Source organism: Pseudomonas sp. MONT-RG-20F-20-E-7-02 (genome assembly GCF_022662395.1).
Taxonomy (GTDB): Bacteria; Pseudomonadota; Gammaproteobacteria; order Pseudomonadales; family Pseudomonadaceae; genus Aquipseudomonas.
Genome location: NZ_JAKNQN010000002.1, coordinates 653328 through 673586, shown reverse-complemented (window position 1 = coordinate 673586; position 20259 = coordinate 653328). Strand labels below are relative to the sequence as shown.

Genomic DNA, 20259 nt, shown 5'->3' with positions numbered 1-20259 from the left:
CAACTCCTTAAAGGGTGGATTTGCCGATCACATTCAGGCTCATCTGCTCCAGCAGCTTGTTCATCTGGATGAACTGCGCAAAGCGTTTGTCCTGGGTCTGGCCATGGAAGAAGCGGTAGTAGATCTGCTGCACGATGCCGGCCAGACGGAACAGGCCGTAGGTGTAGTAGAAATCGAAATTGTCGATCTGGATGCCCGAGCGTTCGGCGTAGTAATCGACGAACTGGCGCCGCGTGAGCATGCCGGGGGCATTGCTCGGCTGGCGGCGCATCAGTTGCACTGGCGCCGGGTCGGCGGCTTCGATCCAGTAGGCGAGGGTGTTGCCCAAATCCATCAGCGGGTCGCCCAGGGTGGTCAGTTCCCAGTCCAGCACGCCGATGATCTGCATCGGGTTGTGGGGGTCGAGGATCACGTTGTCGAAGCGGTAGTCGTTATGCACGATGCTGGAGGTCGGGTGGTCGGCCGGCATCTTGTCATTGAGCCAGGCGCGCACGGCCTCCCAGCTGGGGGCGTCGGGGGTCAGGGCTTTTTCGTAGCGGTCGCTCCAGCCACGAATCTGGCGCTCCACATAGCCTTCGGGTTTGCCCAGGTCGGCCAGGCCGCACGCGGCGTAATCCACCCGGTGCAACTCGACGAACTTGTCGATAAAGCTTTTGCACAGCGCCTCGGTCTTGGCCGCATCCAGGCCCAGCTCGGGCGGCAGGTCGGAACGCAGGATGATGCCGTTGACCCGCTCCATCACGTAGAACTCGGCGCCGATTACTGACTCGTCGGTGCAATGCACGTAGGCCTTGGGGCAATACGGAAAACCATCTTTGAGCTGGTTGAGAATGCGGTACTCACGGCCCATGTCATGGGCGGACTTGGCTTTGTGGCCGAACGGCGGGCGGCGCAGTACGAACTCCTGGCCGGGGTATTCCAGCAGGTAAGTCAGGTTGGACGCGCCGCCGGGGAACTGGCTGATCTTGACCGTGCCGCTCAAGCCCGGAATATGGGCCTTGAGGTAGGGATCGATGAGGCCGGCATCAAGTTCTTCGCCTGGGCGAATCTGGGTCGATTGGTCGTTAAGCGCCATGCTTATCCCTTCTGCTTATTCTAAAGGCCTTGGACTATTGGCTAATCTAATGCGCACCGCCGCCCAGCGACAAGGTCGGGGCAGCTTAATAGGTTAGCGTGTTGGCCGATGATCAGCGGGCATGATGTGCTCAAATCACCAGCATGGCCCGGCCACCGGGGTTGCAGGACAGGTTGGCACCGATTTCGACTTTTGCCAGGTCAATGCCAAGCCCGGCAAGCAGGTTGTTGACGATGGGGTCGAGCAGCGGGCCCAGTACTCCGGCGATCAACCCGCCCAGGGTTGAAAGCAAGCCGTTGAGCAGGCCGGTAACCAGGCCCAGCACAGCGCCGAGCAGGCTGGCCATTTTTGGCGGGTGGTTGATCAGTTGGATGCCGGTGAGGGTTTCTTTGAGGCTGCTGACCACATTCGAGGCGGCGAACTGAAAATAGCTGGGTGGCTGATTAATCGCGGGCGGGGCGGTGTAGGTGTGCGCACGCTCGGTTTTCAGCACTTTGCTGTCGACGCGGATGCCCAGGCCGCCCGCTGCAAACGCCTGCCTGTCGCTGCACACGCCGGTGCCGCGCTTGCAGGTTTTGGTGCCGATATCGACCACCGGGTACTCGTCCACGCTGAGTTCTTCTTTGGATGAGAACAAGTTCTGCGGATCAACCTGGCCAATCATCGCGCGCAACGCAGCGGTTTCGCCGAGCACCGACAAGGACTTTTTATCGCCGTCGCAGCTGTAGCCGGTGACCTCGGCGCTGCCGCCGGCGGCTTCCAGGGCGATGTCGAGCTTGTCGCCGATTTCAAGGCTGGTGACCAAACAACAATTGGGGTCGAGTAAGCCGAGCAGGCCGCCGAGCACAACATTCAAGGTATCCACCAGGCCCCCGAGCACGCTATTGACCACCGTGACGATGGGCAACTTTACCGAAATCAGTGTGCGCACTTGAGCGGTGCGCACAAAGATGGGCTGCTTGTCGATGTCTTTCGGGTTGCCAATGCTGGACAACTGCGCGGGCTCGATCACTTTGGTGGTGACGGTGACACCGATCAGGCCCAGCACGTCCACCGGCAGCTCGACCGCCAGCGCGCTGGCCTTGTTCGACAGCTGCACAAAGCCCTGGATCAGGTTGAACAGTTGCAGGTCGACATCCAGCGCACTCTTGTCCGTGCCGTTCTGGATATTGATCAAGTCGCCCAGGTGCAGGATCTGCGTTCCCGGCGCGATCAACTTGATGGCTTCGAGGTTGTTGATCACTACCTTGACCGCGTCTCCGCCGAGCTTGAGCACGTCAATGGCGGCCTGGATCAGCTGGCCAACGGTGGCGTCGGTCTTGAGCAACTGGTCGTAGTTGCCCGCGCTGACATTCAGCTGGATGGCCAAGGCATCCAGGTACTTGAGCAGGCTGATATCGGTATTGATCAAGCCGTTCCAACCGACCGCGTCGAGTTGCAACTTGCCGCCGAGCAAACCACCGATCAGCGCGTTGAGGGCTTTAGACTTGGTGCTGTCCACGGTCAACAACGTGCTGCGAATGGTGAGTGACGCCACCGTAGGGGCGGGTGTCGAGGCCACGGCGGTGGCGCTGAGGAGTGTGGTGAGGTTGACGGGCTGGGCCGAGAACAGCGTGAGCAGGCCGTGGGCGATGCTGGTGTGCACCCGGTGGGTGGCGATCACCCGGATGGCGTCGGCTTTGGCGGGGTCAGGGCTGAAGGTGCGCATAAAGTCGGCGCCGGTGGCCAGGGTGCCGCAGGCAATGGCCAGCGTGCGATTGGCGTCGACCTTGAAGTTGTTGCGCGCCGCACTTTCGGTCGCAAATTGTGCGGCATTGTTGTTGGGCGCCACGCACTTGCCGCTGCGGCTCACCGCTTCCAGCGCGGCGGTGTCGGCCACACGTTGCAACTTGCGCTTTTCCAGGTACAGGCGACCGCTGTCGACCACCAGCAACAGAAACAACAGCGCGACCCCAAGGGTCACCGCGCCCATCAGGCCGATGGCCCCGCGCTGGCGGGCCGGGCCGAGTCCATGGCCAAACATTCTGCGTTCCTTCGCCAGTCATGCACCGGCGTCCTGAGCATCCCCGCCAAGCAGTGTAGTCAGGTTTCAGGTCGGCGCTGGCTATTCGCTACTAGTTGCGCGGCGGCAGGTTCACCGGGGTCAGCACGGGGCGGCCGGCAAAATATTCAACCAGGTTATCGGCCACGCGCTGCACGGTGTCGTGGGCGGCTTCCGGCGACAGGCCAGCCACATGAGAGGTGAGCACGGTATTGCTCAGGCGCTTGAGGGCGTCCGGCACTTTGGGCTCATCGTCGAACACATCCAGCGCCGCGCCGGCAATGCGTCGTTGCTCCAGCGCGGCCACCAGGTCGGCGGTGACCACCACGCTGCCACGGCCTATGTTCACCAGGTAGCCGTTCGGGCCCAGCGCATCCAGGGCGTGGCGATCGATCAGGTGGCGGGTACTCGCGCCGCCAGGCGTGGCCAGGATCAGGAAGTCCGAATTGCGCGCGAGTTCCACCGCCGTTGCGCAATAGGTGTAATCCACATCATCGCGGGGCTGGCGGTTGTGATAGCTCACCTCCATGCCGAAGCCGAGGGCGGCGCGCTTGGCGATCTCCATGCCCACCGCGCCGAGCCCCAGAATCCCCAGTTGCTTGCCGCCCAGGGAAGGGCGCATCACCTTCGGCCATTCACTGCGGCGCACGGCCGCGTCAGTCTGGGGAATGCCGCGCACCAGCGACAGCAGCAACGCCATGGCGTGGTCGGCCACGGACGGCGCATTCACCCCGGCACCGTTGGTGACGACGATGCCACGGTTGGCGGCCGCCTGCAGGTCCACATGTTCGTAGCCGGCGCCGATCACGCAGATGATCTCCAGCAACGGCAGCGCGGCGATTTCCTCCGCATACAGCCCCAGCGGGCCACGCGTCAGCACGGCCTTGATCTGCCCACCGTGGGCTTTGATCGCCTGGGCGCGTTCGGCCGGTGTCGGAGCCAGAATCACATGAAAGTCATTGCTCTCGATGATTTGCAGGTATTCATTGATGGTTTCAACCAGGACCAGGACGGTGGTGGACATCGGAAGGCTCTTCCTGAAGGGTTTGAAGGGTGAGTATGCGGGATTTGTACGACGGAACGTTTTGTTGAGGTGGAAAATTTTCTTCTTTCGTAAGGCTATTCTGAATTTTCCGACCGCTCATCCAGTGGTGATTTACTGCGCCAGACTTTGTCGACTTTCCCTTCCGCAGAGACGACATGGATGCTTGTTGCTGCCACACACGATGAGATTGACTGGACACCGCATGGTTACAAACATAGCCCTTCGACGCTGATACCTTGGAGGACTGTTATCGCCGGTACGCGTGTCGGGCCTGCCCAGTACAGACCCGGCATCGCTATTGAAATGCTTGAAAGGGAAGTCTATAAAAATGGAAAGCCCACCACTAATGGAAAACCTTGGAAAGTGATGGAATTTCCACACTGTATAGGCGCCAGTCATGGCAAGCTCAGTTGCTGGGTTCGCATTGAGTTGAGTGCCGGTGTTATTCACGGTCATCCGATTTCTGAACAGGAATTCAGGAGGTTAACAAATTGATCCCGCTCAAGTTTATCGGTGGCACAGTCACCCATGATGACCTGTCGCTCTTGCAGGATGTGGCGGTGGCGAAGCAAATCGGTCTGCTGAAAGAAGACATGCTCCAGGTCGAGTTCGCTGGGGGGCTATTACTTGATGTGGGTTGGTATCCGGAATTCGATGCCGCAGGCGGATTTCGCATCAATGTCATCAAGGATTACGACTGGGACCAGCCTGTTCTTGCGCTGACCGCCCACGAAACCGCTGAGCTGGTAGAAAAGCTCGGTATTGCGCAGGACGCCATAAAAGGCGAACTGCGCAATGCAAACATTGGTGCTTCTGCTGTTTAGTTGGATGCCTGATTGCAGCTGTTCCAGACATCCATCGCCTTGACCCGCTTCACAAACGCTCCCGCCAGGGTCGCATTGTGATGCTCGATGATCGCCGCGGCCGACAACGCCGGGGTGTCCATGCAGGTATGGCCGTCCTCCGGCAAGATCACCGAAACCCCCAGTTCCACGGCGACGCGGCAAGTAGTGTCGATGCAGAACTGGGTTTTCATCCCCACAATCACCAGTTCATCGACCTGCGCCGCCGCCAGTTGCTGGGCGAGTTCAGTGCCGAAAAAGCAGCTGGGGCGGGTTTTATTGAACAGGTGGTCACGGGCTGCGTCGACAGCCAGGCCGGGCCACAGCTGCCAGAGCGGGCTGCCGGCTTCAATCGGCGAGCCCGTCGGCCCCGTGTGGCGGGCGACGAAGATCGGCGCGTTGACCGCGCGGGCGCGCTGAATCAGTTGGTTGATGGTCTCCAGCACGCGTTCGCGTTCAAAGGGTTTTTCCGGGCCATCGTATAAACCGTTTTGCATATCGATGATCAGCAGGGCGTTTGCCATGGTCTTGCTCCTTGCAGTGGCCAGGTGGCGGAGCCATAAAAAAGGCCCCGTCCATTGCTGGCGGGGCCTTGGGTTGAATCCGTGTGTGTTTAGTTCAAGCACCCACAGCAACCGCACGACCCGCCATTGGCGGTCGTGGTGGTGGTGCGGGTGAGGTGCAGCTGAATAAGGTTCATGCCCCGATCATGCTGGGCCGGGCGCGCGGCTGTCAACGCTTGCATCCGATTTCTTCTCGGGCAGCAGCGTGTTTCGCGCGGCTTCCAGGAATTCGTCTGACAAGCTGCCGCCGCGTGTCGCACGCGCCAACGTGACGGCGCCGATCATCATCGCGTACTTGGCCAGCATGGCCTGGCGGTCGTCATCCTGAAGCTGGGCGAAGATCTCCAATGACTGTTCAACCCCAGCGATAAAGGTGTGGTGCAGCGGCGTGTCGGCAGGCTCATGGCACATGTCCGGGGTGAAGGCGGATATGGGGCAACCGTCGCCCGGATTGTCGCGGTGGTTGGCTGAAAAATAGTGACGCAGGATGGCTTCGCGGGCGGAGTGCGGGTCTTCACAGCGCTCGAGTTTCTCCTGCCAGCCCTGGTTGGATTGCTCGAATGCCTTCTGGCAGGCCTCGGTGGCCAAGGCTTCCTTGGACGCAAAGTGCCCGTAAAAACCGCCGTGGGTCAGGCCGGCGGCGGCCATCACATCCGACAGGCTGATGCCGTGCAGCCCGCGCTCACGAAACAGGTGCGTGGCCGCCTCGACGATGATTTCACGGTTGAGTGCGGCTTGTTTGCGGGAAACGCGAGGCATGGCGGGGCTCTCAGGTTAAAAGGTGGACACAGCCTGAAAAGTACAGGAAAGCCATGGCATCTAAAATAGATGTGTTTGGGAATGTATTCTGTCGGCAGCGTCGCAGCCCTCTAAAACCGCCGCCTGCGGCCGCACTCAAGCACCTGCACCGCACCACCGTTCCTCAGCTAAGTCTTTGCTTATTCAAGAGAATCCCGGACAATCGCGCGCTTGTTATGGTCGGGGCGCTGCCTGTCAGGTTTTTCTGACTCGTCCCGGCCATGGAAATGCGGAGATCCGACCGGATGAATGATCAGGCCAATAGCGTCGACGAACGCTATGCAACGACACCTGCAACCCTCACAAGCTGGAGCCGCCAGGACACCACCTGGATGCTTGGCCTGTTCGGCACCGCCATCGGCGCCGGTACTTTGTTTTTGCCGATCAACGCGGGCCTAGGGGGCTTCTGGCCGCTGGTGATCCTGGCGTTGCTGGCATTTCCGATGACGTTCTTTGCCCACCGTGGCCTGACCCGTTTCGTACTGTCCGGGCGCGAAGGCTCCGACATCACCGACGTGGTCGAAGAACATTTCGGCCTCAAGGCCGGTGCACTGATCACCTTGTTGTACTTCTTCGCGATCTTCCCGATCCTGCTGATCTACAGCGTGGCACTGACCAACACGGTCGGCAGCTTCATGGAGCACCAACTGCACATCATGCCGCCGCCACGCGCGATCCTGGCGTTTGTGCTGATCCTCGGCCTGTTGGCCGTGGTGCGTTGCGGTGAGCAAGTGATCGTCAAGGCCATGAGCCTGATGGTGTATCCGTTTATCGTCGCGTTGCTGTTCCTCGCCGTGTACCTGATCCCACACTGGACCGGTGGCATTCTCAGCACCGCCAGCGAGGTGCCGGCGCCCTCGGCGCTGCTCAACACGCTGTGGCTGGCGATTCCGGTGATGGTGTTCTCGTTCAACCATTCGCCGATCATCTCGGCCTTCGCGGTGGACCAGAAGCGTCAGTACGGCGCGCACGCCGATGAGCGCAGCTCGCAGATCCTGTCGCGCGCGCACTTGCTGATGGTGGTGATGGTGCTGTTCTTCGTGTTCAGCTGCGTGCTGACGCTGTCGCCGGCGCAGTTGGCCGAGGCGAAAGCGCAGAACCTGTCGATCCTGTCGTACCTGGCCAACCACTTCGATAACCCGACCATCGCCTTCGCCGCGCCGTTGATTGCGTTTGTGGCGATTGCCAAGTCGTTCCTGGGCCACTACATCGGCGCCAGCGAGGGTCTCAAAGGTCTGGTGCTCAAGACCGGTCGCCGCCCGGCTGCCAAGTCCCTGGACCGCATGACCGCCGCCTTCATGCTGGTGGTGTGCTGGATCGTCGCCACGCTGAACCCGAGCATCCTCGGCATGATTGAGACCCTGGGTGGCCCGATCATCGCGTCGATCCTGTTCCTGATGCCGATGTACGCGATCCGCAAGGTGCCGGCCATGGCCAAGTACCGTGGGCAGGCGTCCAACGTGTTTGTCACCGCAGTCGGTCTGGTCGCGATTACCGCGCTGATTTACTCGCTGCTGTCCTGACACCAAGCTGCACACCCCAAGGCCGATTCGCGCACTGCGCGAATCGGCTTTTTTTTGCGCCTGGAAAACTTGCCGAGTCTCGACCCTGGGCAGGCAATGAGGGCTAAGCTGTCGGCATAGTCATTTCCTGTGGAGAGATTCATGGCACGGCCGCGCCCGCAACTGATCACCTGCAAACTGGAAAAGCTGCACCCGACGCAATTGACCGTCGGCATGGCTGAAGTGGCCACCAAGCGCGAAGCCTGGACCAGGCTCAAACGCAAGGAGCGCGCCGCCGCGCTCGACAAGCACTGGTTTCCTTGCGTGCTGGGGCCGGACGAGCGTTATTACATCACCGATCACCACCATTTCGGCCTGGCGCTGCTGCTGGAAGAGGTCAAGAGTGTTTCGTTGCTGATGCTCAAGGACTTGTCATTTGTGGAGCGCAGCACCTTCTGGAATGTCATGGCGTTCAATCAGTGGGTGCATCCTTACGACGCGCGTGGACTGCGTCGGACCTACGAAGCCATTCCGCGCAAGATAACCGACCTGCAGGACGACCCGTATCGCAGCCTGGCGGGCCTGTTGCGTATGGCGGGTGGCTACGCCAAGGACGCGACGCCGTTCAGCGAGTTTCTGTGGGCCGACTTTTTTCGCACCCGCATCGGCAGCGACGTGGTCAGCCAACCGAACGCCAAGCTGTTGAGCAAGGCCATGGGCCTGGCGCGCAGCCAGGAAGCGCGTTACTTGCCGGGATGGGTCGGGCCGATTGAAAACTGAAACCGCTGACCCAGTTGCCACGCCTCCCAATCGCACCCAGGACCTGCTCGCCGGGTTATCCATTGCCGGTTTGCTGCTGCCGGAGGCCGTGGCTTATTCCAGTATCGCCGCGCTGCCGCCCCAGGCCGGGGTGATTGCGCTGTTTGCCGGGCTGGTGTGTTACGGCCTGTTCGGCACCAGCCGCTTTGCAATTGTCTCGGCCACCTCGTCTTCGGCAGCAGTTTTGGCTGCCGCCACCGCCAGCCTGGCGGGCGGTGACCCGGCGCTGAGGCTGGCCCTGGCGTTCGGGTTGGTGTTGATCACCGGGGTGCTGTTCCTGCTGGCCGGGCTGTTCAAGCTTGGCGGTGTCACTTCGTTTATCGCTAAACCGGTGTTGCGCGGGTTCGCCTTCGGCCTGGCGCTGACCATCATCCTCAAGCAGCTGGCCAGCGTGGTCGGTGTGCACCTGACCGACAACAACCTGGTCCGCTTTCTGCCGCAACTGATAGAGCAGTTGCCCCGTTGGAACTGGCCGGCTGCGACGGTCGCGGCGGCTGCGTTGATAGTGCTGTGGTTGTGTGCGCGTATTCCGCGCCTGCCGGGCGGGCTGCTGGTGGTGATTCTGGGCATTGTTGCCGGGCAGTACCTGGATTTACAGGCCCATGGTGTGGCGTTGATCGGTCTGATCGACTTGCGCCTGGAATTCGGGCATTTGCCGGTGCTGCCATTCGCCGATTGGCTGCGCCTGGGTGAGTTGGCGTTTGCCTTGGTGATGATCCTGTATGCGGAGTCCTACGGCTCTATCAGTTCGTTCGCGCTGAAGCACGGCGACCGTGTGTCATCCAACCGTGACCTGCTTGCGCTGGGTGCGGCCAACCTGATCTCCGGGCTGTTTCACGGCATGCCGGCCGGTGCCGGCTATTCCGCGACCTCGGCCAATGAGGCCGCCGGTGCCGGTTCACGCCTGGCCGGAATCGTCGCCGCGCTGGTGGTGCTGGTGATCGTGCTGACGGTACTGCCCTATGTCGCACTGACTCCGGAACCGGTGCTTGCCGCCATCGTCATCTACGCGCTGGGCCGTGGTTTGAGCCTGCAGCCGCTGGGGCGTTATTTTCTCTGGCGGCGCGATCGTCTGTTGGTGATCTGTGCCGTAGCTGCAGTGCTGGTGCTGGGCGTGCTGGATGGCTTGCTGGTGTCGGTAGCGATCAGCGTGGTGCTGATGCTGCGGCAGATGTCGGCGGCTGATATCCAGGTGCTGGGGCGCTTGGGTGACAGCCATGACTTTGTCGATCGTCAACACCACGCTGATGCCGTGCAAGTGCCGGGCCTGTTGATCGTACGGCCCAGCGAGGCGCTGTTTTTTGCCAATGCCGAACGCATTCTTGGCGCAGCGTTGCGCCTGATGCGCCAATCGCCGGTGGAGGCGGTGGTGCTGAGTCTGGAAGAATCTCCGGATCTGGATGGCACCAGTATCGAGGCGCTCGCGGCGTTTTTCGCGCAGGTGCGCGGGGAGGGCAAGCGTTTGGTGCTGGCGCGCGTGCGGCATGACGCGTTGGAAGTGCTGCAAGCCTTGCCGGAGGCGCTTGCGCCACAGGTCTTGCTCAGCGGCTTGAGCGTTGATGGTGCTGTGCAGTTGGCGCTACAGACCCAAACCTGAGCGTGCAAGGCATCAACTGTGGGAGCTGGCTTGCCTGCGATAGCGGTAGGTCAGTCAACGATGTATCAACTGACGGACAGCTATCGCAGGCAAGCCAGCTCCACAGGGGTTTTGTGGTGTTGTCGAGGCTGTATTCCAGGCATAAAAAACGCCGCGTACCTCTCGATATGCGGCGTCCTTTAGATAAACTCACATCGAGGCGCTGGCGGCGTTTTTTGCGCAGGTGCGCGGGGAGGGTAAGCGTTTGGTGCTGGCGCGCGTGCGGCATGACGCGTTGGAAGTGCTGCAAGCCTTGCCGGAGGCGCTTGCGCCACAGGTTTTGCTCAGCGGCTTGAGCGTTGACGGTGCTGTGCAGTTGGCGCTACAGACCCAAACCTGAGCGTGCAAGGCATCAACTGTGGGAGCTGGCTTGCCTGCGATAGCGGTAGGTCAGTCAACGATGCATCAACTGATGGACAGCTATCGCAGGCAAGCCAGCTCCCACAGGTGTTTTGTGGTGTTGTCGAGGCTGTATTCCAGGCATAAAAAACGCCGCGTACCTCTCGATACGCGGCGTCCTTTACATCAACACACCTTAGGCTTGAATCACCGGGATGTTGGCGCTTGCTGCGATTTTGCGGAACTCGGCGATCTGGTCGAAGTTCAGGTAGCGGTAAACGTCACTGGCCATGGTGTCCAGTTTCGCTGCGTAACCCATGTACTCTTCGACAGTCGGCAGGCGACCCAGCGTGGAAGCCACAGCTGCCAGCTCAGCCGACGCCAGGTAGACGTTGGCGCCGTCACCCAGACGGTTCGGGAAGTTACGGGTCGAAGTCGACACAACGGTCGAGTTCGGCTCTACACGTGCCTGGTTACCCATGCACAGCGAGCAGCCCGGCATTTCCATGCGCGCGCCAGCCTTGCCGTAGATGCCGTAGTAGCCTTCTTCGGTCAGTTGGTGAGCGTCCATCTTGGTCGGCGGCGACAGCCACAGACGGGTTGGCAGCTGACCTTTGACCTGTTCCAGCAACTTGCCGGCAGCGCGGAAGTGACCGATGTTGGTCATGCACGAACCGATGAACACTTCGTCGATCTTCTCACCGGCAACGCTGGACAACAGACGGGCATCGTCCGGGTCGTTTGGTGCGCAGAGGATCGGCTCGTTGATTTCGGCCAGGTCGATCTCGATGATTTCGGCGTATTCCGCGTCGGCATCGGCTTCCATCAGTTCCGGGTTGGCAACCCAGGCTTCCATCGCTTGGGCGCGACGTTCCAGGGTACGTGCATCGCCGTAGCCTTCGCCGATCATCCAGCGCAGCAGGGTGATGTTGGAGTTCAGGTATTCGGTGACCGAATCTTTCGACAGCTTGATGGTGCAACCGGCAGCCGAACGTTCAGCCGAGGCGTCGGACAGCTCGAACGCCTGTTCCAGCGTCAGGTCGTTCAGGCCTTCGATTTCCAGGATGCGGCCGGAGAAGGCGTTCTTCTTGCCTTTCTTCTCTACGGTCAGCAGGCCAGCCTGGATCGCGTAGTAAGGAATGGCATGAACCAGGTCACGCAGGGTGATGCCAGGTTGCATTTTGCCTTTGAAGCGCACCAGGATCGATTCCGGCATGTCCAGTGGCATGACGCCAGTGGCTGCAGCGAACGCGACCAGACCGGAACCGGCCGGGAACGAAATGCCCATCGGGAAACGGGTGTGGGAGTCACCACCGGTGCCGACGGTGTCCGGCAGCAGCATGCGGTTCAGCCAGCTGTGGATGATGCCGTCGCCTGGACGCAGCGATACACCGCCACGGGTCATGATGAAGTCAGGCAGGGTGTGGTGGGTGGTCACGTCGATCGGCTTGGGGTAAGCCGCGGTGTGGCAGAACGACTGCATCACCAGATCGGTCGAGAAGCCCAGGCACGCCAGGTCTTTCAGTTCGTCACGGGTCATAGGACCGGTGGTGTCCTGGGAGCCCACGGTGGTCATCTTCGGTTCGCAGTAGGTGCCAGGGCGAACGCCTTTGCCTTCTGGCAGACCGCATGCGCGACCGACCATTTTCTGCGCCAGGGTGTAGCCCTTGTCGCTTTCAGCCGGTGCTTCCGGCAGTTTGAACAGGGTCGAAGGCGGCAGGCCGAGTTCGGCACGTGCTTTTTCGGTCAGGCCACGGCCGATGATCAGCGGAATACGGCCGCCAGCGCGAACTTCGTCCAACAGCACCGGAGTCTTCATTTCGAAGGTGGTCAGGACTTCATCGGTGCCGTGTTTGCAGACTTTGCCAGCATGCGGGTACAGGTCGATCACGTCGCCCATGTTCATGTTGGTGACGTCGAATTCGATTGGCAGTGCGCCGGCATCTTCCATGGTGTTGTAGAAGATCGGAGCGATCTTGCTGCCGAAGCAGAAGCCGCCTGCGCGCTTGTTCGGCACGTAAGGAACGTCATCGCCGAAGAACCACAGTACCGAGTTGGTTGCCGATTTACGCGACGAACCGGTGCCGACCACGTCACCGACGTAGGCGATCGGGAAGCCTTGGCCGCGCATCTCTTCGATCTGCTTCATCGGGCCGGTCTTGCCTTGCTCGTCCGGCACGATGCCTTCGCGCGCCATTTTCAGCATGGCCAGGGCGTGCAGCGGGATGTCAGGACGGGACCAGGCATCCGGGGCAGGGGACAGGTCGTCGGTGTTGGTTTCGCCGGTGACCTTGAACACGCGCAGGCTGATCTTGTCGGCCAGGGTCGGGCGGTTCTTGAACCACTCGCCGTCGGCCCAGGACTGGATCACGGCTTTGGCGTGCTCGTTGCCGTTCTTGGCTTTTTCCGCGACGTCGTGGAACGCATCGAACATCAGCAGGGTGTGCTTGAGTTGGGCGGCAGCGACGGGCGCCAGTTCGGCGTCGTCCAGCAGCTCGACCAGGGTCACGATGTTGTAGCCGCCTTGCATGGTGCCGAGCAGTTCAACAGCGCGTTTCTTGTCGATCAGGGGGGAAGTGGCTTCGCCCTTGGCCAGGGCAGACAGGAAACCGGCCTTGACGTAGGCAGCTTCGTCAACGCCTGGTGGAATGCGGTTGGTGATCAGGTCAACGAGGAATTCTTCTTCGCCAGCCGGGGGATTTTTCAGCAGCTCAACCAGGCCTGCGGTTTGTTCGGCGTTAAGCGGCTGGGGAACGATACCCAGTGCTGCACGCTCTTCGATATGTTTGCGGTAGGCTTCAAGCACAGTTATTACCCTCATCAGTGGTCCCACGGGACGCTCATCCAGAAATGAACGGCACGCATGCGCTCGGGGGCTTTTTGGGCCGCAAAGCTAGCGCTGCCGGCATTCCTCACAGAAGCTGCTTTCAAAGTTTTACGCCTGCAGAACGGAGCTGATGAGGGTTGGCGCTGGCTGTTACCTACCGGGTAATAACCATCGCCAACACCGTTCTGAAGGAACGACTGTGCTCGTGACGCTTTGAAAACAGCTTCCAGCGGATTATTGGCGCCTTACAAGGCCGGATGATTCTACGGCAAAAAAAATCTAAAGGTAAGTTGCCTAACCAAGTTTGCTGGGTGATCAACCTTAGACAAAGGGCTAACATGGCGCACTGTTTCGCTGATTTGTGTGTCGCTGCCCATGTCCAACCAAACCATCAAGACCCCCTGCGTCGGCCTGTGCTCCACGGTTTACGGCGATCTGGTGTGCCGTGGCTGCAAGCGTTTCCACCACGAAGTGATCCAGTGGAATGGCTATAACGAGGAAGAAAAACGCGCGGTCTGGCTGCGGCTTGAACAGCTGTTGGTGCAGGTGATGGCCGGCAAACTGGAGGTTTTCGACCCCAGGATGCTGCGCGGGCAGTTGGAGCAGCGCAAAATTCGCTTTGTGCCGCACCAGTCCGAGTACTGCTGGGCCTACCAGTTGATTGCCCGGGGGGCGCGGGTGATTTCCAATCTGGAGGCTTATGGCATGGTGCTGATGCCGGAGTTTCGCGATTGGGCATTGCCGGAACTGCGCGATGCCATTGACCGCGAGTTTTTTATTCTGTCCGAGGCGCATTATCAGCGCTATATCGCCCCAGGTTTTCTCAAGGATGTATTCGGCGCCTGACAACGCCCATCCACTAGGTGGGAGCTGGCTTGCCTGCGATAGCGATAGATCAGTCAAAGATGCATCAACTGACAGACAGCTATCGCAGGCAAGCCAGCTCCCACAGTTGATCTAGAGGGTTTGAACGGGCGGCATCAGGGCTTTGTGGCCAGCTCTTCCAAGTGATCCATCAACTCCTGCGGCTTGAGCACCAGCACATCACTCTCCACCGCATCCAGTACCACTTCCGCCGTATTGCCGATCAACGCCCCCGAAATACCCGTGCGCGCCACGGTGCCGATAATCGTCACCGCCGCCTGCCATTTATGCGCCGCATGCGGGATCAACACATCGGCCGGGCCTTCCTCGATATGCAGGCGCGCGTCATCCACGTCGAACTCGGCCTGGAACGCCTTGCACTGCTCGCGATAGCGCGCCTCGATGGTTTCCTTGAGCTGGAACGTCGGGTCGGCCGCCGAGAGCATGGGCGATGGATGCGCGCTGATTACGTGCAATTGCGCCTTGGCCAGGCTGGCTATTTCAAACCCGTGGTCAATGATGGTGTTGTGCAGTGCCTGGTGTTCAGTGTCGTTGTTGCCCACGTCAATCGCCGCCAGCACCACCTTGTCGGCCCACGGCGTCGCCGTTTTCACCAGCAGCACTGGAGTAGGGCAGTAGCGCAGCAGTTTCCAGTCGGCGGGGGTCAGCAAGGCCTTTTTCAGCGGGCTGTCGGCGAAGTGCTGCTTGATCACCAACCCGCAGCCCTCGGCCTGCTGCACGTCGATAATGGTTTCATGCAGGCTGTCGTTCCACGCCTGCTCGGTGGTCACGCTGTAGCCGTCTTCCTGCAGGCCGGACTTGAGCAGGCTCAGCAGCGCCGAGTGCTCATGCTTCTTGTCGCAGACCAGCAAGTGCAGGTGCGCGCCGGTGACCCCGGCGATCAGCTTGGCACGCTTGAGGGCCAGGCTTTCCGAGTGCTCGGGCTCGATGACCACCAGGATGCTGCGGATAGCTTGCATGGACGGATCTCCAGAGACGGGGAAAAGGCGCTCTGGACAACTATAGTTGCTGCTCGCCAGACGTCATGTTGATGCACATCAACGCCAGTGGCTGGTGGTCTGCGGCGGGGTCGGTATAATCGGCGCCCTTTTGTAATCCTTTTGCCCGTGAGCCCGATGAACCTGCCCGAAATCCACGAATTCCTCGGCTGCCGCACCCCCGACGCCTGGGTCCAGGCTGCTTTGGCCGATCAGGAAACCCTGCTGATCGACCACAAGAACTGCGAATTCAAAGCCGCCAGCACCGCCCTCAGCCTGATCGCCAAGTACCACGCCCATGTTGACCTGATCAACATGATGTCGCGCCTGGCCCGCGAAGAGCTGGTGCACCACGAGCAAGTCATGCGCCTGATCAAGAAGCGCAAAGTCGAACTGCGTCAACTGCATGCAGGCCGGTATGCTTCGGGTTTGCGCAAAGTGGTGCGCAGCCACGAGCCGGTCAAGCTGGTGGATACCCTGGTGGTCGGGGCCTTTATCGAAGCGCGCAGTTGTGAGCGTTTCGAAGCACTGGTGCCACATTTGGACGAAGAACTCGGCAAGTTCTATTTCGGTTTGCTCAAAAGCGAGGCTCGGCACTTTCAGGGTTACTTGAAACTGGCCTACCAGTACGGCGACGCCAAAGACATCGCCCAAGTGATCGAGCGGGTGAGGGCGGCCGAGCAGGAACTGATCGAATCACCCGATATCGAGTTCCGCTTTCACAGTGGCGTGCCAGCCTGAGGCCACCGCCACCCCAAGCAGCGCGGTGAGCCCCACCAGCAGCAGGATCACCGTCTGCGTGCCCAGCGGCGCCGCCAATACGGCCACCAACAAGCCTGCCAAGGGTTGGGACAGGTTGTTGAGCAAGGTCATCACGCCGACGGTTTTGCCGAAGTCCTGCACCGGAATCACGCGCTGACGGGTGCTGCGCAGGTACACGTTGAACATCTTGTCGAAGCCGGTAACCAGCAGGAAGCCAACGCTGTACGCCCACACACTGGGGCTCAGGGCGGTGATCAACGCGCCCACGCCGATCATCGCGTAAGACAGCCCGCCCATCACCTTCAACGGTAACGTGGCGCGCGCCAGATAAAACAGAATGCCGATGGTCACCAGCGCACCCGCCGCCTGCAGCAGGGCGTAGGTGTCCTTGCCGGCGCCGTATTGGCCCGTGACCATCGCGGCAGACGTGGCCAGCGTTACGCCAATCATCAGGTTCACACCCACCGCCAGGGTGATGATCCGTTTCAACTCCACCAGGTTGCGGATATGCCCGAACGCGATGCGCAGCGGCTGCAGCCAGATATCCGGGTGCTGCTCATGGCTGTGCAGATTCACCCTGGTGTTGCGCTGCCAGACCCACATCGCCACATCCGCCAGCACAAACACGCCGGCAATCCCGATGACCACCCAATGCCAGGCCCAGACTTCCAGCATCAGCGCTGCCACCAACGGCCCCAGCACCAGGCCGCTCTGGTCGGCAATCTGCGAGTAGGACAAGGTTTTGGCGTAGGTGTAATGCTTGAAGATATGCGGCATCACCACTTCCCGCGCCATGAGGCCCTGAGTGGTCAACACGCCGCACAGCGCCGACAGGATCACCAGCCAATAGATGCCGTCGAACACGCCGTACAACGCCACCGCCACCACGCAGGCCAGCGCCCGGTACACCTGGCTGATATGCAGGATGCGCACCGGCGAAAACTTGTCGCACAACGCCCCGCACACCGGGAACGCCAAGTAACGCGGCAGCGACTCGACAAAGAACGCCAGCCCTGCCCACGACACACTGTTGGTGGTCTGGAACACGATCAGCGGCACGATAAACAGCAGGATCTGGTCCGCCAGCCGCGACAGGAACAGTGAGATAAAAAAAGCCAGGTAGTCCTTGCGCATGCTGCTCCCGTTCCAGTAACCACCGCGACAACTGAAAGCGGTTCAATGCCTTCCTTGATTTCCCATGGTCATCTGCGCCAACGCGCGAATCCACGTTGCGAGTGTAACGTGGACAGGCTTTTTTGCGAGGGCAACGGCGGTTCAAGGTCGGCGTTGAGCGAGTCGGTTATCGCGCTACTGTGCAGTTGCGGGTTGAGCAGGCACTACCACCACTGCATCTATTTCCAACAACAACTCTTTGCGAATAAATTGGGATACTTCAACCAGTGTGCTGGCGGGCGGATTTTTCTGATTGATATATTTATCGCGAACGGCTCGGAAGGCACTTAGTTGCCCCACATCGGTGACATAGACGCCCAGCTTGACCACATCATTAAAGGTTGCGCCACTGGCCTCCAGTGCAACTTTCAAATTGGCAAACACTTGTTCAGCCTGGGCGGTGAAGTCGCCTGGACCCACAAGTTGTCCCTGTTTGTCGAACGCGATCTGCCCGGAAATATACAGCGTGCGCCCCACCGGCGCTTCTACGACATGGGTATAGCCGGTGGGCGTGGATAGCCCGGCCGGGTTGATAAACTTGGCCTTGTTGGGCAGGGTATTGGACACGGCGCCGTTACTGCATCCGGCCAAGATACCGACGAGCCCGGCAAGGGTTGAAACGTTACGCAGGGTTTTCCCTGGGTTACTTTTACTTCGGGTATTGAGTTGGGTATGACGCATAGTTAAGTGGCTCTTGCAGGAATGAAATTTAACTATGCCGCAGTGTAGTTCACCATCGCGTGACTGATTTATTACCTGATGATTCGCGGCGCGCAGGTTGTTGAAATGCTGTGACAAGGGGCCGCGCACGCCGCGCAAAAAAGCAGGTTAAAAAGTATGCGGTAAATGTAAAAAACTCTTAAAAACATGAAAGTTGCGCAAAAACCGCGGAGAGCATCGGATTTTCCTTCTTGTACAGTACCGTTTCCGGCCAGCTTGCCACCTATAATGCCGGTACTTCAATCCGCGTTCTTACACTGAGAATTTATGGAAAACCTGGGTTTGGGCAAGGTCTTGCTCGTTGAGGACGACGAGAAGCTGGCAGGGCTGATCGCGCACTTTCTGGCGCAGCACGGTTTCGAGGTGCGCGTGGTGCATCGGGGTGATGAAGCCCTGGCGGCGTTTCTCGACTTCAAGCCGAAGATTGTCGTGCTCGACCTGATGTTGCCGGGCCAGAGCGGCCTGCACGTGTGTCGCGAAATTCGTAATGTGTCTGACACGCCCATTGTGATTCTGACGGCCAAGGAGGACGACCTGGACCACATCCTGGGCCTGGAGTCCGGCGCCGACGACTACGTGATCAAACCGATCAAACCGCCGGTATTGCTCGCACGGCTGCGTGCGCTGCAACGTCGCCAGGTGCCCGAGCCCACCGTACGCGGCTCGCTGGAGTTCGGCCGGCTGTCGATTGATCGCAGCTGCCGGGTGGTCAGCCTGGGCGATGAGAAGATCGACCTCACCACCATGGAGTTCGAGTTGCTGTGGCTGCTGGCCAGCAGTTCGGGGAAAATCCTCTCCCGCGACGACATTCTCAATCGCATGCGCGGTATCGCCTTCGACGGCCTTAACCGCAGCGTCGACGTGTACATCAGCAAACTGCGCGGCAAACTCAATGACAACCCGCGTGAGCCGGTGTGCATCAAGACCATCTGGGGCAAGGGCTACCTGTTCAACCCGTTCGCGTGGGAGGTTTAGATGCTGCGTCTGTTTCTGCGCCTGTATGTGATCCTGGCGCTGGGTTTGGCGGGGGCGATCTGGCTGGTCAACTACACCTTCGACGAGTTATTGCCCGAGGCCAACGAAGTCTATAACCGTGAGGCGCTGCGTGGCCCGGCCTATGGTTTGGTGGAGCAACTGAAGCCCGTACAATGCGCGGCGCGGCAAGCGCGTCTGGATGAACTTCAACCCCATTACGGCTTGCGCCTGAAATTGGTGCCCAGCGATGCCCTGGCGCTGAACGAGCGCGAACAAAAACTGCTGGCTGACGGCCAACTGGTCGTGCGTGGGGACTTTATGGAGTTCCTGACCACGATTGATGGTGGCCCGCAATTGCTGCAAATCAAACTGCCGGAAGAGCCCAAATGGCTGTACCTGTGGGCCTACGGCTTCCTCGGTGTGAGCCTGGCCATCGTGCTGTATTTCTGGGTGCGCCCGCACTGGCGTGACCTTGAGCATATCCGCCTGGCCGCGCAGCGCTTTGGCGATAACGACCTGGCCTCGCGCATTCTGCTGCCGCGCCGCTCCACCGTGCGCGAACTGGCCGGGCACTTCAACCAGATGGCCGAGCGCATCGAAAGCCTGATCGCCAACCAGCGTGAACTGACCAACGCGGTGTCCCACGAGTTGCGCACGCCGATTGCGCGCTTGTCGTTCGAGCTGGACCAACTCAAGCAACAGTCCGACCCACGCCAAAGCCGCGAGCTGATCGCCGACATGTACGCCGACCTGGGCGAGCTGGAAGAAATGGTCTCCGAACTGCTGACCTACGCGAGCCTGGAGCGCGGCGCCACCCAGGTCACCCGGGAAAACATCGAGGCCCACAGCTGGCTCGACAGCGTGATCGGCAGCGTGGCCCTGGAAGCCGAGGCGGCCGGGGTGCAGCTGTCGTTGCGCACCTGTGAGGTCGACTTTATCCAGATCGAGCCACGCTTTATGGCGCGCGCGGTGATCAACCTGCTGCGCAATGCGATTCGCTACGCCGAGCGCCGTGTGGAAGTGTCCTTGGTCAAATTCGGCAGCGGTTACGAAGTGCGGGTTAATGACGACGGGCCGGGCGTACCGCTGGAAGGTCGGGCGAAGATCTTCGAACCCTTCCTGCGCCTGGACACCAGCCGCGACCGCCGCACCGGTGGGTTTGGTTTGGGACTGGCGCTGGTCAAGCGGGTCAGCCAATGGCATGGCGGACAAGTGGAAGTGCTGGATTCGGAGTGGGGCGGGGCGTCGTTTCGGATGACCTGGGCGTATGCCGAGTAAGG

Annotated in this window: 18 protein-coding genes and 1 pseudogene; 10 read left to right on the top strand and 9 right to left on the bottom strand. The window is 60.4% G+C overall.

Annotated features, from left to right (window positions below; translation table 11 throughout):
• Positions 1–7: 7 nt before the first annotated feature.
• From L8I05_RS08290 to L8I05_RS08280, 3 genes are all read right to left on the bottom strand, one after another.
• Positions 8–1075, bottom strand: coding sequence for a phosphotransferase family protein (locus L8I05_RS08290; RefSeq protein WP_242168188.1), 1068 nt, complete (start codon positions 1073–1075; stop codon positions 8–10).
• Between the two features lie 130 nt (positions 1076–1205).
• On the bottom strand, positions 1206–3098 hold the full coding sequence (locus L8I05_RS08285) for a pilus assembly protein TadG-related protein (protein ID WP_242168186.1): 1893 nt from the start codon (positions 3096–3098) through the stop codon (positions 1206–1208).
• A 91-nt stretch (positions 3099–3189) separates the two neighbouring features.
• Complete coding sequence (locus tag L8I05_RS08280) at positions 3190–4140, bottom strand: 2-hydroxyacid dehydrogenase (RefSeq protein ID WP_242168184.1); 951 nt, start codon at positions 4138–4140, stop codon at positions 3190–3192.
• Between the two features lie 180 nt (positions 4141–4320).
• Here L8I05_RS08280 and L8I05_RS08275 point away from each other — a divergent pair, with 180 nt between their 5' ends.
• Together L8I05_RS08275 and L8I05_RS08270 are read left to right on the top strand one after the other, a co-directional pair.
• A complete protein-coding gene (locus tag L8I05_RS08275; protein ID WP_242168182.1) occupies positions 4321–4656 on the top strand; it encodes a hypothetical protein in 336 nt (111 codons plus the stop codon).
• The gene (locus tag L8I05_RS08270; RefSeq protein ID WP_242168180.1) at positions 4653–4985 is read left to right on the top strand and encodes a hypothetical protein; all 333 of its coding nucleotides are present in this window, start codon (positions 4653–4655) and stop codon (positions 4983–4985) included. Before L8I05_RS08275 ends, L8I05_RS08270 begins: the two co-directional genes overlap by 4 nt.
• On the opposite strand, the gene L8I05_RS08265 is transcribed toward L8I05_RS08270, so the two are convergent.
• Both L8I05_RS08265 and L8I05_RS08260 read right to left on the bottom strand, forming a co-directional pair.
• Complete coding sequence (locus L8I05_RS08265) at positions 4982–5527, bottom strand: cysteine hydrolase family protein (RefSeq protein WP_242168178.1); 546 nt, start codon at positions 5525–5527, stop codon at positions 4982–4984. The two genes, L8I05_RS08270 and L8I05_RS08265, sit on opposite strands and share 4 nt — an antisense overlap.
• Before the next feature lie 183 nt (positions 5528–5710).
• Positions 5711–6325, bottom strand: coding sequence for a TetR/AcrR family transcriptional regulator (locus tag L8I05_RS08260; RefSeq protein ID WP_242168176.1), 615 nt, complete (start codon positions 6323–6325; stop codon positions 5711–5713).
• Positions 6326–6609: 284 nt separating this feature from the next.
• Here L8I05_RS08260 and L8I05_RS08255 point away from each other — a divergent pair, with 284 nt between their 5' ends.
• From L8I05_RS08255 to L8I05_RS08240, 4 genes and pseudogenes are all read left to right on the top strand, one after another.
• Positions 6610–7887, top strand: coding sequence for a serine/threonine transporter (locus L8I05_RS08255; protein ID WP_197628551.1), 1278 nt, complete (start codon positions 6610–6612; stop codon positions 7885–7887).
• Between the two features lie 141 nt (positions 7888–8028).
• On the top strand, positions 8029–8646 hold the full coding sequence (locus tag L8I05_RS08250; protein WP_159956044.1) for a ParB-like protein: 618 nt from the start codon (positions 8029–8031) through the stop codon (positions 8644–8646).
• Positions 8636–10282, top strand: a complete 1647-nt coding sequence (locus L8I05_RS08245) for a SulP family inorganic anion transporter (protein ID WP_242168174.1) — start codon at positions 8636–8638, stop codon at positions 10280–10282. Before L8I05_RS08250 ends, L8I05_RS08245 begins: the two co-directional genes overlap by 11 nt.
• Before the next feature lie 187 nt (positions 10283–10469).
• Positions 10470–10661 (top strand): annotated as a pseudogene (locus L8I05_RS08240) (hypothetical protein); the annotation flags it as partial.
• 195 nt (positions 10662–10856) lie between these two features.
• On the opposite strand, the gene acnB reads toward L8I05_RS08240, so the two are convergent.
• Positions 10857–13466, bottom strand: a complete 2610-nt coding sequence (gene acnB, locus L8I05_RS08235) for a bifunctional aconitate hydratase 2/2-methylisocitrate dehydratase (RefSeq protein ID WP_159961426.1) — start codon at positions 13464–13466, stop codon at positions 10857–10859.
• Positions 13467–13862: 396 nt separating this feature from the next.
• Here acnB and L8I05_RS08230 point away from each other — a divergent pair, with 396 nt between their 5' ends.
• On the top strand, positions 13863–14333 hold the full coding sequence (locus tag L8I05_RS08230; protein ID WP_242168173.1) for a DUF1289 domain-containing protein: 471 nt from the start codon (positions 13863–13865) through the stop codon (positions 14331–14333).
• Positions 14334–14467: 134 nt separating this feature from the next.
• On the opposite strand, the gene L8I05_RS08225 is transcribed toward L8I05_RS08230, so the two are convergent.
• Positions 14468–15331, bottom strand: coding sequence for a universal stress protein (locus tag L8I05_RS08225; protein WP_242168171.1), 864 nt, complete (start codon positions 15329–15331; stop codon positions 14468–14470).
• 156 nt (positions 15332–15487) lie between these two features.
• Here L8I05_RS08225 and miaE point away from each other — a divergent pair, with 156 nt between their 5' ends.
• Entirely contained in the window at positions 15488–16090 is a 603-nt protein-coding gene (miaE, locus tag L8I05_RS08220) for a tRNA isopentenyl-2-thiomethyl-A-37 hydroxylase MiaE (protein ID WP_242168169.1), read from the top strand.
• Here miaE and L8I05_RS08215 read toward each other — a convergent pair.
• The gene (locus tag L8I05_RS08215; protein ID WP_242168167.1) at positions 16046–17245 is read right to left on the bottom strand and encodes an MFS transporter; all 1200 of its coding nucleotides are present in this window, start codon (positions 17243–17245) and stop codon (positions 16046–16048) included. The two genes, miaE and L8I05_RS08215, sit on opposite strands and share 45 nt — an antisense overlap.
• Before the next feature lie 174 nt (positions 17246–17419).
• A complete protein-coding gene (locus L8I05_RS08210; protein WP_242168166.1) occupies positions 17420–17965 on the bottom strand; it encodes a RidA family protein in 546 nt (181 codons plus the stop codon).
• A 306-nt stretch (positions 17966–18271) separates the two neighbouring features.
• Here L8I05_RS08210 and L8I05_RS08205 point away from each other — a divergent pair, with 306 nt between their 5' ends.
• Together L8I05_RS08205 and L8I05_RS08200 are read left to right on the top strand one after the other, a co-directional pair.
• Positions 18272–18979 (top strand): response regulator, encoded by a 708-nt coding sequence (locus L8I05_RS08205; RefSeq protein ID WP_242168164.1) that lies wholly within the window; start codon positions 18272–18274, stop codon positions 18977–18979.
• Complete coding sequence (locus L8I05_RS08200; RefSeq protein WP_242168162.1) at positions 18980–20257, top strand: ATP-binding protein; 1278 nt, start codon at positions 18980–18982, stop codon at positions 20255–20257.
• Positions 20258–20259: the final 2 nt, after the last annotated feature.

Excerpts from the sequence above, each read along its gene's own strand:
- L8I05_RS08260 (WP_242168176.1), bottom strand. The coding sequence starts at position 6,325 with ATGCCTCGCGTTTCCCGCAAACAAGCCGCACTCAACCGTGAAATCATC.
- L8I05_RS08200 (WP_242168162.1), top strand. The coding sequence starts at position 18,980 with ATGCTGCGTCTGTTTCTGCGCCTGTATGTGATCCTGGCGCTGGGTTTG.
- L8I05_RS08275 (WP_242168182.1), top strand. The coding sequence starts at position 4,321 with ATGCTTGTTGCTGCCACACACGATGAGATTGACTGGACACCGCATGGT.
- L8I05_RS08280 (WP_242168184.1), bottom strand. The coding sequence starts at position 4,140 with ATGTCCACCACCGTCCTGGTCCTGGTTGAAACCATCAATGAATACCTG.
- L8I05_RS08205 (WP_242168164.1), top strand. The coding sequence starts at position 18,272 with ATGGAAAACCTGGGTTTGGGCAAGGTCTTGCTCGTTGAGGACGACGAG.
- miaE (WP_242168169.1), top strand. The coding sequence starts at position 15,488 with ATGAACCTGCCCGAAATCCACGAATTCCTCGGCTGCCGCACCCCCGAC.
- L8I05_RS08230 (WP_242168173.1), top strand. The coding sequence starts at position 13,863 with ATGTCCAACCAAACCATCAAGACCCCCTGCGTCGGCCTGTGCTCCACG.
- L8I05_RS08255 (WP_197628551.1), top strand. The coding sequence starts at position 6,610 with ATGAATGATCAGGCCAATAGCGTCGACGAACGCTATGCAACGACACCT.
- L8I05_RS08215 (WP_242168167.1), bottom strand. The coding sequence starts at position 17,245 with ATGCGCAAGGACTACCTGGCTTTTTTTATCTCACTGTTCCTGTCGCGG.
- L8I05_RS08290 (WP_242168188.1), bottom strand. The coding sequence starts at position 1,075 with ATGGCGCTTAACGACCAATCGACCCAGATTCGCCCAGGCGAAGAACTT.
- L8I05_RS08285 (WP_242168186.1), bottom strand. The coding sequence starts at position 3,098 with ATGTTTGGCCATGGACTCGGCCCGGCCCGCCAGCGCGGGGCCATCGGC.
- L8I05_RS08265 (WP_242168178.1), bottom strand. The coding sequence starts at position 5,527 with ATGGCAAACGCCCTGCTGATCATCGATATGCAAAACGGTTTATACGAT.
- L8I05_RS08225 (WP_242168171.1), bottom strand. The coding sequence starts at position 15,331 with ATGCAAGCTATCCGCAGCATCCTGGTGGTCATCGAGCCCGAGCACTCG.
- L8I05_RS08250 (WP_159956044.1), top strand. The coding sequence starts at position 8,029 with ATGGCACGGCCGCGCCCGCAACTGATCACCTGCAAACTGGAAAAGCTG.
- L8I05_RS08210 (WP_242168166.1), bottom strand. The coding sequence starts at position 17,965 with ATGCGTCATACCCAACTCAATACCCGAAGTAAAAGTAACCCAGGGAAA.